We start from the raw sequence: 14,028 nt of genomic DNA on the forward strand, positions 1-14,028 counted from the left end.
GGACGATACGCGGGCTACTCGACCGTGACGGACTTGGCGAGGTTGCGCGGCTGATCGACCTCGTGGCCCTTGGCGGTGGCCAGCTCGCAGGCGAACACCTGGAGCGGGACGGTGGACACCAGCGGCTGGAGCAGGGTCGGGGTGGCCGGGATGCGGATCAGGTGGTCGGCGTAGGGGACGACGGCCTCGTCGCCCTCCTCGGCGATCACGATGGTCCTGGCGCCGCGGGCCCGGATCTCCTGGATGTTGGAGACGATCTTGTCGTGCAGGACCGAGCGGCCGCGCGGCGAGGGCACCACCACGACGACCGGCAGGTCCTTCTCGATGAGGGCGATCGGGCCGTGCTTGAGCTCGCCGGCGGCGAAGCCCTCGGCGTGCATGTAGGCGAGTTCCTTGAGCTTGAGCGCGCCTTCGAGGGCCACCGGGTGGCCGACGTGCCGGCCGAGGAAGAGCACCGCGGGGGCGTCGGCCAGCGAGCGGGCCAGCGCGCGGACCGGCTCCATGGTGCCGAGCACCTGCTCGACCTGCCGGGGGGCGTCGCCGAGTTCGCGGATCACCGAGGAGATCTCGTCGCCCCACTTGGTGCCCCGGACCTGGCCCAGGTACAGGGCGACCAGGTAGCAGGCGACCAGCTGGGTCAGGAAGGCCTTGGTGGAGGCGACGGCGACCTCGGGGCCGGCGTGGGTGTACAGCACCGCGTCGGACTCGCGCGGGATGGTCGAGCCGTTGGTGTTGCAGATCGCCAGGACCTTGGCGCCCTGCTCGCGGGCGTGGCGCAGCGCCATCAGGGTGTCCATGGTCTCGCCGGACTGCGAGATGGCGATCACCAGGGTGCGGTCGTCCATGATCGGGTCGCGGTAGCGGAACTCGCTGGCCACCTCGACCTCGCACGGGATCCGGGTCCAGTGCTCGATCGCGTACTTGGCGATCATGCCGGCGTGGAACGCGGTGCCGCAGGCGACGATCACCACCTTGTCGACCTCGCGCAGCACCTGGTCGGGGATGCGCAGTTCGTCGAGGGTGAGCCGGCCGTCGGTGCCGATCCGGCCGAGGAGGGTGTCGGCGACGGCCTTGGGCTGCTCGGCGATCTCCTTGAGCATGAAGTAGTCGTAGCCGCCCTTCTCGGCGGCCGAGGCGTCCCAGTCGACGTGGTACTCGCGGACCTCGGCGGGCGTCCCGTCGAAGTTGGTCACCGTCACGCCCTCGCGGCGCAGTTCGACGACCTGGTCCTGGCCGAGCTCGATCGCCTCGCGGGTGTGCGCGATGAACGCGGCGACGTCGGAGGCGAGGAAGTTCTCGCCGTCGCCGACGCCGACCACCAGCGGCGAGTTGCGGCGGGCGCCGACCACCACGTCGGGGGCGTCGGCGTGCACCGCGACCAGGGTGAACGCGCCGTCCAGCTGCCGGCACACGAGGCGCATGGCCTCGGCGAGGTCGCCCTCGTAGGCCTCGGACAGCAGGTGGGCGACCACCTCGGTGTCGGTCTCCGAGCGCAGCGTGTGGCCGCGGTCGGCGAGTTCGGCGCGCAGCAGGGCGAAGTTCTCGATGATGCCGTTGTGGACGACCGCGACCTTGCGGTGGTCGTCCAGGTGGGGGTGGGCGTTGGCGTCGTTGGGCGCGCCGTGGGTGGCCCACCGGGTGTGGCCGATGCCCGTGGTGCCGGCCGGCAGCGGGGTTTCGGCCAGCGACTTCTCCAGATTGACGAGCTTTCCGGCCCGCTTGTCGGTCGCCAGGAGCCGCTGCCCGTCGGCTCCTTGGGTCTGCACTGCGACGCCGGCCGAGTCGTAACCCCGGTACTCCAGCCGCCGCAGACCGGCGATCACTACGTCGAGGGCCTGCTGGGGGCCCGTATATCCAACAATTCCGCACATATGCGCCAGCATAGGTGGCGGTGTTCGAGCCCCGTTGGGTCGGATGACCACACCGGGTGACCGACACCACAACACCCGGCGGCCCGGACACGGCTCACAATGGACCCTGTGCTGACCGAACTCTGTACGAGGGGCGCGCCCGCCGCACCCACCCCCTCCCCGTACGTGGATCTGGACCGCGCCGAGTGGAGCGCGCTGCGCGAGCGCACGCCGCTGCCGCTCACCGCCGAGGAGGTCGAGCGCCTGCGCGGCCTCGGCACCGCGCTGGACCTGGACGAGGTCCGCGACGTCTACCTGCCGCTGTCGCGCCTGCTGAACCTGTACATCCACGCCACGCACGAGCTGCGCGGCGCCCTGGGCACGTTCCTGGACACCCCCGACACCGAGCGGGTGCGCACCCCGTTCATCATCGGCGTGGCCGGGTCGGTGGCGGTCGGCAAGTCCACCACCGCCCGCCTGCTGAAGGCCCTGCTCGCCCGCTGGCCCGAGCACCCGCGGGTCGAGCTGGTCACCACCGACGGCTTCCTGCTGCCCAACGCGGAACTGCGCCGGCGCGGCCTGATGGCCCGCAAGGGCTTCCCGGAGTCCTACGACCGGCGGGCGCTGATGCGCTTCGTCGCGGACGTGAAGGCCGGCAAGGAGCGGGTCACCGCGCCCGTCTACTCGCACCTGGTGTACGACATCGTGCCGGACGAGCAGCTGGTGGTGGAGCGCCCCGACATCCTGATCGTCGAGGGCCTGAACGTGCTCCAGCCGGCCCTGCCCGGCACCGACGGGCGGACCAGGATGGCGGTCGCCGACTACTTCGACTTCTCGATCTACGTCGATGCCCGCACCGACGACATCGAGGCCTGGTACCTGAACCGGTTCCGCAAGCTGCGCGAGACCGCCTTCCAGGACCCGAACTCCTATTTCCGGCGCTTCACCGAGGTGCCCGAGGAGGAGGCGATGGACTACGGCCGCCAGGTCTGGCGGACCATCAACCGGCCGAACCTGCTGGAGAACGTCCTGCCCACCCGGGGCCGCGCCACCCTGATCCTGCAGAAGGGCCCGGACCACAAGGTCCGCCGGGCGCTGCTGCGCAAGCTCTGACGCCGCACCCCGGACGGGGTGTCAGGACGGTCGCTGCGCCACCGGCCAGGAGCGCAGCGACAGGGTCGCCAGGCCGTCCGCGAACGCCTTGCGGGTGGCCGGGTCGGCGGCGAAGCGGTAGTCGTACCGGCCGCCTTCCTCGACGCTGTGCTCGAACCAGACGAAGCCGGGCACCTTCGGGTGCTCGGCGATCCACTCGAACATGTCGGTGATCCAGTTGGCCTTGTTCGGGTCCGGCATCGCCCCGGTCTCCGAGATGAACACCGGCTTGTCGGCGATCTCCCGCAGCCGGATGTAGGTCGGGTCGAGGACCTCGGAGGCGGTGCTCTCGCCCAGGCCGTAGGCGTCCATGCCCAGCCAGTCGACGTACGCGTCGCCCGGGTAGAGCTTCTTCAGGTCGCCGGAGGCGCCGCGCAGCACGTTCGGGCTCCACAGCCAGATGACGTTGTCGACGTGCTCGGCCGCGAATATGTCGTGCACGTGCCGCCAGGCCGCCGCGTAGTCGCCCGGCTTGTTGCCGTTGGCGTTCGCCGACCACGGGTACCAGTCGCCGTTCATCTCGTGCGCGAACCGCAGCACCACCGGCCAGCGCTGGTCCCGCACCGCGCGGGCGAAGCGGGTGACGTAGGCGTCGAACGCGCCGTCGGCTATCCGGCGGCTCGCGTACCACGGCTGGTCGGCCTCGAACGGGGCGTCGCCGGGCTCCCAGGTGAGCATCGGCACCGCACCCTGCCGGTAGATCTCCTGGACCGTCGCCGGGTCGAACTCCTTGCGCCAGTCCAGGAAGTACTGCAGCATCGTGGGCCGCTTCCCGGCCGCCGCGGCGAGCGCGTCGGTCTCGGCCGCCGACGGCGTCCGGTAGGTGCTCGCCCCGAAGTACACGCCGGAGGCCGCCAGCAGCTCGGCCTTGGTCGGCGGGGCGGACTGCCCCGGGGCGGAGGGGGACGGCACCTCGCTGTCCGGCTGCGCACCGAACATCGCACCGGCCGGGCCGGTGCCGTCGGACGCCGCGCCCGAACAGGACACGCCGGCCGCCATCAGGATCAGCGCGGCGGCGCCACGGCACCAGGACCGGCGGTTCATCCGTCCATCCCCCCTCAGTCCCGATCGGTCGTCAGGACCCCTTGGTCAGCAACTGGTCGAAGTAGCTGTCCAGTTCCTTGCTCGCACTCTGCGCCACCGGGTCCTGGGCGCCCGCACCGCCGCTGATCGGGCCGGCCACCGTGAACAGCACGTAGCGGCCCTCGACCCGGTTGCTCAGCGAGCAGGCCACGTCGCGGCAGAACTCGCCCACGTTGTCCTTGCCGAACAGCGGCTGGATCTGGCCCTTCATGCCGGCGCCGACCTTGGCCGCGTCGGACTCGCTCTTGAACACCGCGACGCCCACCGTCACCGCCGTGTTGCCGGTGAAGTAGGTGGCGCGCATCAGCTGGCTGCAGTTCGCGTTGGAGAGGACGTCGCCGAGGCCGGCGCCGGTTGCCTTCCAGCACGGGTTGTCGGTGGTGGTGGACTTGCGGACGTAGTTGTGCCCGCCGATGTTGAGCGACTGATCGGCGAACAGGGCCTCGGCGGTGACCGCCGGCGGGAGCTGCTTGGTGGTCGGGGAACCGCTCCCCGACGGCTTGGCACTGCCGCTGGGCGACACCTGGGTGGAGGCCGACGGGGAGGCCACCGGATCGTTACTGGGCTTGTCGTCCTGGCTGAGCACCGCGATGGCGGCCGCGCCCGCACCGAGCACCACCACGCCGATGCCGATGCCCAGACCCGTCATCAGGCGCTTGCGGCGCACCTGCGCCTCGCGCTGGTCGGCCAGTTGCTGCCAGTCCGGCTCGACCGGCTGCTGGATCGGCGGCGGCCCCGGATAGGGGTACTGTGTCTGCTGCTGCCACGGTTGAGGCTGCTGCGGGAACGGCGGCGCACCGTGGACCGGCGGCTGACCAGGCATCTGCTGGGGCCCGCCGAAAGGCTGTTGCGGCTGCCCACCCGGAGTGTTCGGACTCTGCGGTACACCCATCCCATCGCTCATGTGCGTGAATGCTAGGGCATCTGGGGGCTTTCGGTGATGCCGCCTCCACACCCAACCGAAATGTCCCGCTTTCCACCGGGCGCCGCCGTCCACCGTGATGCAAACGTCATTACGCGGCCCTGGGACGGCAAAGCCCGTCGGATAAACTCGTCCGGCCGCCGGTTCGCGCCAATCGCCGTACAGGCAGGCCGAGTCAAGTCCAAAGCACGGCCACGGGGGCTCTCTTGTCCAGCAATACCGAGTCGACGAGTCGCACTCAGCGCCGCGGCCCCGTCCCCGCTCAGCGCCGGCGGAAGCCCGCGGCGGCGCCGCCGCAACTCGGGCTGCTTCCCAAACCGCCGGACGACAGCGAGAAGTTCGCCTACGCCAAGCGCCATCTGTGGATCCTGACGCTCAGTTCGCTGATCAGTTTCGGCTGCCTGACCGCCAGTCAGATCACTTTGGTGGCCAGCGCCCCGTGGCTGTGGATCTACTCGCCGTTCCTGCTGTTCACCCTGATCTACTACCTGATCTCGCTCCGGGTCACCGGCCTCAACGGCGACTTCGACGTCAAGGGCCACCGTCAACTGGTGCGCTCCTGGCGGCCGGAGGAGTACCCGACCGTCGACGTCTTCCTGCCGGTGTGCGGCGAACCGATCGAGATCCTGCACAACACCTGGAAGCACGTCCGGGAGATGGCCGACAACTACCCCGGCCTGTGCATGCCGTACGTGCTCGACGACTCGGGCAGCCCCGAACTCGAAGCCATGGCCCTCGACTTCGGCTTCCGCTACGGCACCCGGCCGAACCGCGGCTGGTTCAAGAAGGCCGGCAACCTGCACTTCGGCTTCGGCAACTCCGACGGTGAGTTCATCCTCATCCTGGACGCCGACTTCACGCCGCGCTCCGACCTGCTGGCCGAACTCCTCCCGCACATGGACGCCGACCCGAAGCTCGGCATCGTGCAGTCCCCGCAGTTCTTCCGGGTACTGGACTCGCAGAGCTGGGTGGAGCGCGGCGCCGGCGCCGTCCAGGAGCTGTTCTACCGCTCCGTGCAGGTCTCCCGGCAGGCCCGGGACGGCGCGATCTGCGTCGGCAGCTGCGCCATCTACCGGCGGGCCGCGCTGGAGGAGAACGGCGGCACCACGCTGATCGAGCACTCCGAGGACGTGCACACCGGCTTCGACCTGCGCCGCCTCGGCTGGGGCCTGAAGTACGTGCCGCTGGCGCTGGCCACCGGCGTCTGCCCGGACACCGCGGGCGCGTTCTACAACCAGCAGTACCGCTGGTGCTCCGGTTCGATGAGCCTGCTCGGCAGCCGCAAGTTCTGGGACACCAAGCTCCGTTGGAGCAGCCGGCTCTGCTACATGTCCGGGTTCTTCTACTACATCCACACCGCGATCTTCATCTTCCTGTCGCCGGTGATCCCGCTCGCGCTGCTGATCTGGCACCCGGAGATGTTCCTGGTCGAGCGGCTCTGGCTGGTACTGCCCAGCCTGGTCTACACCACAGTGATCTTCCCGCTCTGGCACCGCGTCCCGTACCGCCTGGAAGCCTGGTCCTGCCGGATGATGTACGGCTGGGCGCACTTCTTCGCGATCTGGGACATCCTGCGCCGCAAGCGGATGGCCTGGCAGCCGACCGGCTCCAGCACCGCGAAGAAGAACCGCACCCGCCGACTGTGGCTCGGCCTGTCCATCTGGGGCGGCGGCACCGCGCTCGCCTGGGTGGGCATCGCCGTGTGGCGCATCCTCACCGGGTACCCGCCGGACTACGCCCTGGTGCTCGCCTCCGGGCTGTTCTACGCCCTGGTGGTCGGCCGCACCCTCCTCCAGCCCCGAAGCGAGAAGGCCGCGTGAAGCCGATCCACCGAGCCAGAACTGCCGCCTGCCTGCTGCTTGCGGGCCTGCTCACCCTGCTGCCCGGATGCACCCGCCCCGGCTCGTCCGGCGGCCACGACGCGTTCGGCCCCGGCGACACCCAGGTCGCCTCCGCCGACCCCAGCCAGGCCCCGGCCGACACCACCCCGCTGCTGCAGCCCGCGAAGAAGTACCTCGGCGTCGCCCTGGACGGCGCCCCGGCGTCCATGGACCCGGTGCAGAAGTACAGCGAGATGATCGGCAAGCAGCCCAACGTCATCGAGAACTACGCCAGTTGGGGCGACCAGTTCGACTCCACCGGCGTCCGGCTCAGCTGGCAGAACGGCGCCCTGCCGTACATCGCCTGGGAGCCGTACAAGACCCCGCTGGCCGACATCGCCAAGGGCACCTCGGACGCCTACATCAAGACCTTCGCCACCGCGGTGCAGAAGACCAACGTCCCGGTGGCGATCAGCTTCGCCCACGAGATGAACGGCCACTGGTACGACTGGGGCACCAAGACCAACAGCGCCGAGGACTTCGTCGGGGCGTGGCGCCGGATCCACGACATCTTCCAGGACCGCGGCGCGTCCAACGTCATCTGGGTGTGGAGCCCGAACATCGTCAACCCGGTGAAGAGCATCGCCCTCCAGCCGTACTACCCCGGCGACGGCTACATCGACTGGGTCGGCATGGTCGGCTACTGGACCGAGTGCTGCGACAAGAACTTCGATCAGGTCTACGGACCGACCATGGATCAGATCCGCGGCTTCAGCGGCAAGCCGTTCATCATCAGCGAGACCGCCGCCGAACCCGGAAAGAAGGCGTCCTCCTTCGTCGAGGAGCTGTTCACCGGCGTGGAGAAGCACCCGGACGTCCTGGGCTTCATCTGGTTCAACATCAGCAAGCGCGCCGACTGGCGGCTCGAGAAGACGCCCAGTTCGCTGGCCGCCTTCAAGCAGCACGCCGCCGACCCGCAGTACGGCTTCGATCCGAGAAAACCCTGATGACGCAGCAGCGCGACGACGCACTCACCCCGCAGGCCCCGGACGACCAGGAGAACCGCTACCACGAGGAGCGGAACTTCGGCTGGTTCGTCGAGGACCACCCGGCCGAACCGCAGCAGCCGCACGAGCAGCATGCGCCGCACGAGCAACAGGCACCCGAACCCGGCTACACCCTGCCCGACGTCCCCGACGTCGGCTGGGACCCGCTGCCCAGCAGCCGCCGCACCTGGGTCAGCCGCCTGGTCCTGCTCGGCATCCTGCTCGCCCAGGCCCTGCTGACGCTCCGTCTGAGCAACAGCGCCTTCGAGGACGAGGCGCTGTACCTGTACGCCGGCCACCTGCAGCTGGACCACCTGAACGGCGGCGCCCCGCTGCCGGACTCGTTCGCCGCGTACTTCTCCGGCTCTCCGCTGCTGTACCCGCCGCTGGCCGCCGCGTTCGACGGCTGGTTCGGCCTGGCCGGCGCCCGCGGTCTGTCGCTGGCGTTCATGCTGGGCACCACCGCCCTGCTGTACATGATGACCCGTCGGCTGTTCAACGAACGGGTCGCGCTGGTCGCGGCGGCCTGCTTCGCGGTCACCCAGTCCACCCTGTTCATGGGCGCGCTGGCCACCTACGACGCGGCCGCGCTGTTCCTGATCGCGGTCGGTGCCTGGCTCGCGGTGCGCACCGCCCGGCGCGGCTGGTGGCTGAGCGCCCTGACCATCCCGCCGGTCCTGGTGCTGGCCGTCGCCGTCAAGTACGCCGCGCTGATGTACGCGCCGATCGTGGTGGCGCTGGCCTGCCTGGCCGCCGTGCCGTACCACGCCTGGCGGTCGCTGCTGCGGGCGTTCCTGATCCCGGCCGTCGCGGTCGGCGGCGCCTACACCGCGCTGCGCCTGACCGGCTCGGACATCCTCAAGGGCCTTCAGTCCACCACCACCGGCCGTGCCACCGGCCACGGCGTCCGGCTGGACATGCTCCGCGACTGCGCCGAGTGGGGCGGTCTGCTGTTCGCCCTGGCGCTGCTCGGCACCGTGCTGTACGCCCTCAAGGGCCGTATGAACGAGGCCCCGACCATGCACGCCGTCCGGGTGCCGCGCCGACTGTGGCGGATCCTGATGGGCCTGCTGCTGACCGGGACCGCGGTGCTCGCACCCGCCTACCAGATCTGGATCCACGAGAGCGTCTCGCTGCACAAGCACATCGGCTACGGCCTGTTCTTCGCCGCGCCGATGGCCGCCCTGGGCATCACCCGCGTGGTCGGCTCGCACTTCCGGCACCCTCAGCTGGGGATCCTCGCCTGGGTCGTCCTGCTGGTACTCGGCATGGTGCAGTCCAACAGCCTGTACCACGCCTGGCCGAACTCCAGCCAGCTGATCACCACCCTGAACCGGCAGCTGGTGCCGAACGGCCACTACCTGGTCGAGGCGAACTCGGTGCCGCGCTACTACCTGCAGGACAAGGTCGAGTTCGGCCAGTGGACGTCGACGTACACCATCAGCTACCAGACCAAGGACAAGAAGGTCCTCACCGGTGAAGCGGGCTTCAAGGCCGCCCTCACCGACGGCTACTTCGACGTCGTGGTGTTCGACAAGACGGTCACCGGCGCGCTCGACGAGAAGCTCGTCAAGCAGCTGCGCTCCGAGGGCAAGTACCGCCTGCTGGTCAGCATCCCGTACCACAACACCTACGGCAGCGGCTTCTACCAGGTGTGGATCCCGGTGAAGAAGAACCCCGCCGCGCAGCAGCAGCAGTAGGCGCAGCGGTCGGGGGCCGGTCCGGGACCGGCCCCCGACGCTCCGTCAGCCCAGGTGCAGGCGAACCGATTCGGCAAGGCGCTCGCAGACCGACTGGGCCTGCTCGTGGCCGACGGCCTCGACCATCACCCGGACCAGCGGCTCGGTGCCCGACTTGCGCAGCAGCACCCGCCCGGTGGTGCCGAGCTCGGCCACCGCCTCGGCGACCGCGGCCTGCAGTTCGAGGCAGGACTCGACCCGGTCCTTGTCGACACCCTTGACGTTGATCAGCACCTGCGGCAGCCGGGTCATCACGGTGGCGAGGTCGGCCAGCGGCTGCTTGGTGGCGGCCAGCCGGGCGCCGAGCATCAGGCCGGTCAGGGTGCCGTCACCGGTGGTGGCGTGGTCGAGCAGGATCACGTGGCCGGACTGCTCGCCGCCGAGGGCGAAGCCGTGCTGCTTCATCTCCTCCAGCACGTACCGGTCGCCGACCGCGGTCTGCACCAGCTCGATGCCCTCGCGTTCCATCGCCAGCTTGAAGCCCAGGTTGGACATCACGGTGGCCACCGCGGTGTTGCGGCGCAGCGTGCCCGATTCCTTCATGGCGACCGCGAGGATCGCCAGGATCTGGTCGCCGTCGACCTCGTTGCCCTCGGCGTCGGCGGCCAGGCAGCGGTCCGCGTCGCCGTCCAGGGCGATGCCCAGGTCGGCGTTGTGCTCCTTCATCGCGGCGCGCAGCTTGTCCAGGTGGGTGGAGCCGACGCCGTCGTTGATGTTCAGGCCGGTCGGCTCGGTGCCCAGGGTGTACACCACCTCGGCGCCGGCCCGGGCGAAGGCTTCGGGGGCGACCCGGGCGGCCGCGCCGTGCGCGCCGTCGATGACGACCTTCACGCCGTCCAGCCGGTTCGGCAGCACCGCGACCAGGTGCGCCACGTACCGGTCGAAGCCCTCGTTGTACTGGCGGACCCGGCCGACCGCGGCGCCGGTCGGGCGCTCCCAGGTCTCGTCGCCGACGCCGTAGCGGCGGTAGTGCGCCTCGATCGCGTCCTCGATCGCGTCGTCCAGCTTGTGGCCGCCGCGGGCGAGGAACTTGATGCCGTTGTCGGGCATCGCGTTGTGGCTGGCGGAGAGCATCACGCCGAAGTCCGCGCCGAGCGCGCCGGTCAGGTACGCGACCGCCGGGGTGGGCAGCACGCCGACCCGCAGCACGTCCACGCCGGCGCTGGCCAGGCCGGCGATCACGGCGGCCTCCAGGAACTCTCCGGACGCGCGGGGGTCACGGCCGACCACGGCGACCGGCCGGTGCCCCTCGAACGCGTTCGCGTCGCCGAGCACATGGGCGGCGGCCACTGACAGGCCGAGCGCCAGTTCCGCGGTCAGGCCCACATTGGCCACCCCGCGCACCCCGTCCGTACCGAAGAGTCGTGCCATGTTCGCGTTCGTCCCGTCCTGTCAGCGCCTTGCGGCTCGGTTGGTACCAGCCCCCGCGGACCCCGCACGAGTCCGGGAGGCACAACGCCCCGGAGCACGAAGTGCTCCGGGGCGAGGATCGCATGCGGGGTGCGATTAGCGCTTGCTGTACTGCGGCGCCTTGCGGGCCTTCTTCAGACCGGCCTTCTTGCGCTCGACGGCGCGGGCGTCACGGGTCAGGAAGCCGGCCTTCTTCAGCGGGCCGCGGTTGTTGTCCACGTCCGCCTCGTTCAGCGCACGGGCCACGCCGAGGCGCAGCGCGTAGGCCTGACCGGAGACGCCGCCACCCGAGATGCGGGCGACAACGTCGTAACGGCCGTCCAGCTCAAGGAGCTTGAAGGGCTCGTTCACGGTCTGCTGGTGCACCTTGTTGGGGAAGTAGTTCTCCAGGGTGCGACCGTTGATCTTCCACACGCCGGTGCCGGGGACGATGCGCACGCGGGCGATCGCCTCCTTGCGGCGGCCGAGGCCGGCGCCGGGGACGGCCTCGCCGAAGCGGCCGGCCAGCGACTCGGTGGTGTACTCGGACTCGGTGGTGTACTCGTCGACGTTCTCGTCGAACTCGACCTCGAGGGTGCTCTCGATGGCAGTCTCGGCCACGGTGTTCCTCAGCTCTTCTACGTCAGTTGGGGGTGGTGGCCGGAATTACTGCGCGACCTGGGAGATCTCGAACGGCACCGGCTGCTGCGCAGCGTGCGGGTGCTGGTCGCCCGAGTAGACCTTCAGCTTCGAGAGCATCTGACGGCCGAGGCTGTTCTTCGGAACCATGCCCTTGATGGCCTTCTCGACGGCCTTCTCCGGGTTGTTCGCCAGCAGGTCGTCGTAGCGCACCGAGCGGAGACCGCCCGGGAAGCCGCTGTGACGGTAGGCGAGCTTCTGGGTCTTCTTGTTGCCCGAGAGGTGCACCTTGTCGGCGTTGATGATGATGACGAAGTCACCAGTGTCAACGTGCGGCGCGTAGATCGCCTTGTGCTTGCCCCGCAGGAGGTTGGCGGCCTGGGAGGCCAGGCGGCCGAGCACGACGTCGGTCGCGTCGATGACGTGCCACTGACGCTGGACGTCGCCGGGCTTGGGGCTGTACGTACGCACGGTCGTAGCCTTCGCTTTTCAGTGAGTGGGTCCTGACAGGAGCACACAGGGCCTGGGGCCTCCAGCCGACCGTCCCGGACGCAATTCGGGCGTTGGCCGCTGGAGTTCGGCCTGTGGTGTCTCCGGCGTACCGACCTCTCACGTGAGATAGAGCGAGCCAATACGCACAACAGCAGCCAACAATACCGGGCCGGAGGCGCGGACTCCAAACCGGCCCGGCATCGTCGCCGATTCAGCGGTCCCGGACCACCCGGGCCTCGTCCCAGACCGGCTCCGGCGACTCGTAGACCCGGCCGTCCGAGCCGAACACCAGGAACCGGTCGAAGGTACGGGCGAACCAGCGGTCGTGGGTGACGCACAGCACCGTGCCGTCGAACGCCTCCAGGCCCTGCTGCAGCGCCTCCGCGCTCTCCAGGTCCAGGTTGTCGGTCGGCTCGTCCAGCAGCAGCGCCGTCACGCCGGACAGCTCCAGCTTGAGGATCATCAGCCGGGCCTGCTGCCCACCGGACAGCGACTCGAACTTCTGCTCCTCCTGCCGGTCCAGCTCGTAGCGGCGCAGCGCCGACATCGCGGCGCCCCGGGACAGCGCGTGCTCCTCCTCGACGATCGCCCGCACCGTGCGGCCCAGCAGCTCCGGGTGCGCATGGGTCTGCCGGAAGTGGCCCGGCACCACCCGGGCACCGAGCTTCCAGGCGCCGCCGTGCTTCACCGACTCGTCGCCGGCCAGCAGCCGCAGGAAGTGCGACTTGCCGGAGCCGTTCGAGCCCAGCACCGCGACCCGCTCGCCGTAGAAGACCTCCAGGTCGAACGGCTTCATCAGCCCGGTCAGCTCCAGGCCCTGCATGGTGAACGCCCGCACCCCGGTGCGGCCGCCCTTCAGCCGCATGGTGATGCTCTGCTCGCGCGGCGGCGCCTCCGGCGGGCCCGCGTCCTCGAACTTCTTCAGCCTGGTCTGCGCGGCCGCGTACCGGGACGCCATCTCGTGGCTGACCGCCGCCGCCTGCCGCAGCGTCACCACCAGCTTCTTCAGCTTGGCGTGCTCCTCGTCCCACCGGCGGCGCAGCTCCTCGAACCGCTCGAACCGGGCCTTGCGGGCCTCGTGGAAGGTGTCGAAGCCGCCGCCGTGCACCCACACGCTGGAACCGGCCGCGCCGGACTCCACCGCGACGATCTTCTCGGCGGTACGGGAGAGCAGCTCACGGTCGTGCGAGATGTACAGCACCGTCTTGTTGGTGGCCCGGATGGCCTCCTCCAGCCAGCGCTTGCCCGGCACGTCCAGGTAGTTGTCCGGCTCGTCCAGCAGCAGCACCTCGTCCGGGCCGCGCAGCAGCGCCTCCAGCACCAGCCGCTTCTGCTCACCGCCGGACAGCGTGTTCAGGCCCCGCCACTGCGCGCGGTCGAACGGCATGCCGAGCGCGGCCATGGTGCAGACGTCCCAGTCGGCCTCGTACTCGTAGCCGCCGGCGTCCGCCCAGTCGGAGAGCGCCTGCGCGTACGCCATCTGCGACTTCTCGTCGTCCTGCGCGATCATCGCCAGCTCCGCGGCGTCCACCCGGCGGGCGGCGTCCGCGATCCGCTTCGGCGCGACCGAGACCAGCAAGTCCCGCACCGAGGCGTCGGCGGCCAGCGCGCCCGGGGTGTCCTTGGCGTCCTCCCGGCCGGTGGTGCCGACGAACTGGCGCATCACGCCCAGTCCACCGCTCACCGTCACCGAACCGCCGTGCGGCTGCACATCCCCCGCGATCATGCGCAGCAGCGTGGTCTTCCCCGCGCCGTTCGCGCCGACCAGCGCCACGGCCGCGCCCTCGCCGACGCGGAAGGACGCGTCGTCGAACAGCACCCGCCCGTCCGGCAGGTAGTACTCCAGGTGCGAGATTTCGACGTGTCCCATGCCACGGAATTGTGCCAAGCCCTCGC

Annotated in this window: 11 protein-coding genes; 4 read left to right on the top strand and 7 right to left on the bottom strand. The window is 70.0% G+C overall.

Going from position 1 to position 14,028, the window contains the following annotated elements; translation table 11 throughout:
• Window positions 1-14: 14 nt before the first annotated feature.
• Entirely contained in the window at window positions 15-1,871 is a 1,857-nt protein-coding gene (glmS, locus tag ACZ6R9_RS00835; protein ID WP_380486708.1) for a glutamine--fructose-6-phosphate transaminase (isomerizing), read from the bottom strand.
• A gap of 99 nt (window positions 1,872-1,970) precedes the next feature.
• Here glmS and coaA point away from each other — a divergent pair, with 99 nt between their 5' ends.
• On the top strand, window positions 1,971-2,963 hold the full coding sequence (gene coaA / locus ACZ6R9_RS00840) for a type I pantothenate kinase (RefSeq protein ID WP_380486710.1): 993 nt from the start codon (window positions 1,971-1,973) through the stop codon (window positions 2,961-2,963).
• A gap of 21 nt (window positions 2,964-2,984) precedes the next feature.
• Here coaA and ACZ6R9_RS00845 read toward each other — a convergent pair whose 3' ends face one another.
• Window positions 2,985-4,046 carry a glycoside hydrolase family 26 protein gene (locus tag ACZ6R9_RS00845; RefSeq protein ID WP_465535644.1) on the bottom strand — a complete coding sequence of 354 codons (1,062 nt, stop codon included), beginning with the start codon at window positions 4,044-4,046 and terminating at the stop codon, window positions 2,985-2,987.
• Between the two features lie 31 nt (window positions 4,047-4,077).
• Window positions 4,078-4,908: a hypothetical protein gene (locus ACZ6R9_RS00850; RefSeq protein ID WP_465535646.1), complete on the bottom strand. Its 831-nt coding sequence runs from the start codon at window positions 4,906-4,908 to the stop codon at window positions 4,078-4,080.
• 458 nt (window positions 4,909-5,366) lie between these two features.
• On the opposite strand from ACZ6R9_RS00850, the gene ACZ6R9_RS00855 reads away from it, so the two are divergent.
• From ACZ6R9_RS00855 to ACZ6R9_RS00865, 3 genes are read left to right on the top strand one after another with little or no spacing between them, the layout of a single operon-like run.
• Window positions 5,367-6,827 carry a glycosyltransferase family 2 protein gene (locus ACZ6R9_RS00855; protein WP_380486820.1) on the top strand — a complete coding sequence of 487 codons (1,461 nt, stop codon included), beginning with the start codon at window positions 5,367-5,369 and terminating at the stop codon, window positions 6,825-6,827.
• On the top strand, window positions 6,824-7,834 hold the full coding sequence (locus ACZ6R9_RS00860) for a glycoside hydrolase family 26 protein (RefSeq protein WP_380486716.1): 1,011 nt from the start codon (window positions 6,824-6,826) through the stop codon (window positions 7,832-7,834). The genes ACZ6R9_RS00855 and ACZ6R9_RS00860 overlap by 4 nt, the downstream gene beginning before the upstream one ends.
• Window positions 7,834-9,573 (top strand): ArnT family glycosyltransferase, encoded by a 1,740-nt coding sequence (locus ACZ6R9_RS00865; RefSeq protein WP_465535649.1) that lies wholly within the window; start codon window positions 7,834-7,836, stop codon window positions 9,571-9,573. The genes ACZ6R9_RS00860 and ACZ6R9_RS00865 overlap by 1 nt, the downstream gene beginning before the upstream one ends.
• 45 nt (window positions 9,574-9,618) lie before the next feature.
• Here the strand turns inward: ACZ6R9_RS00865 and glmM are convergent, their stop codons facing one another.
• From glmM to ACZ6R9_RS00885, 4 genes are all read right to left on the bottom strand, one after another.
• A complete protein-coding gene (gene glmM, locus ACZ6R9_RS00870) occupies window positions 9,619-10,983 on the bottom strand; it encodes a phosphoglucosamine mutase (RefSeq protein WP_465535651.1) in 1,365 nt (454 codons plus the stop codon).
• A 135-nt stretch (window positions 10,984-11,118) separates the two neighbouring features.
• A complete protein-coding gene (gene rpsI, locus ACZ6R9_RS00875; RefSeq protein WP_380486724.1) occupies window positions 11,119-11,622 on the bottom strand; it encodes a 30S ribosomal protein S9 in 504 nt (167 codons plus the stop codon).
• Between the two features lie 45 nt (window positions 11,623-11,667).
• A complete protein-coding gene (rplM, locus tag ACZ6R9_RS00880; RefSeq protein WP_035863497.1) occupies window positions 11,668-12,111 on the bottom strand; it encodes a 50S ribosomal protein L13 in 444 nt (147 codons plus the stop codon).
• Between the two features lie 232 nt (window positions 12,112-12,343).
• Window positions 12,344-14,002: an ABC-F family ATP-binding cassette domain-containing protein gene (locus tag ACZ6R9_RS00885; protein ID WP_380486727.1), complete on the bottom strand. Its 1,659-nt coding sequence runs from the start codon at window positions 14,000-14,002 to the stop codon at window positions 12,344-12,346.
• Window positions 14,003-14,028 lie beyond the last annotated feature (26 nt).

This window comes from Kitasatospora sp. NPDC048662 (assembly GCF_055587065.1).

Coding starts and splice junctions, on each gene's coding strand:
- glmS (WP_380486708.1), bottom strand. CDS start 1,871: ATGTGCGGAATTGTTGGATATACGGGCCCCCAGCAGGCCCTCGACGTA.
- ACZ6R9_RS00850 (WP_465535646.1), bottom strand. CDS start 4,908: ATGCCTGGTCAGCCGCCGGTCCACGGTGCGCCGCCGTTCCCGCAGCAG.
- coaA (WP_380486710.1), top strand. CDS start 1,971: ATGGACCCTGTGCTGACCGAACTCTGTACGAGGGGCGCGCCCGCCGCA.
- ACZ6R9_RS00865 (WP_465535649.1), top strand. CDS start 7,834: ATGACGCAGCAGCGCGACGACGCACTCACCCCGCAGGCCCCGGACGAC.
- ACZ6R9_RS00845 (WP_465535644.1), bottom strand. CDS start 4,046: ATGAACCGCCGGTCCTGGTGCCGTGGCGCCGCCGCGCTGATCCTGATG.
- ACZ6R9_RS00885 (WP_380486727.1), bottom strand. CDS start 14,002: ATGGGACACGTCGAAATCTCGCACCTGGAGTACTACCTGCCGGACGGG.
- glmM (WP_465535651.1), bottom strand. CDS start 10,983: ATGGCACGACTCTTCGGTACGGACGGGGTGCGCGGGGTGGCCAATGTG.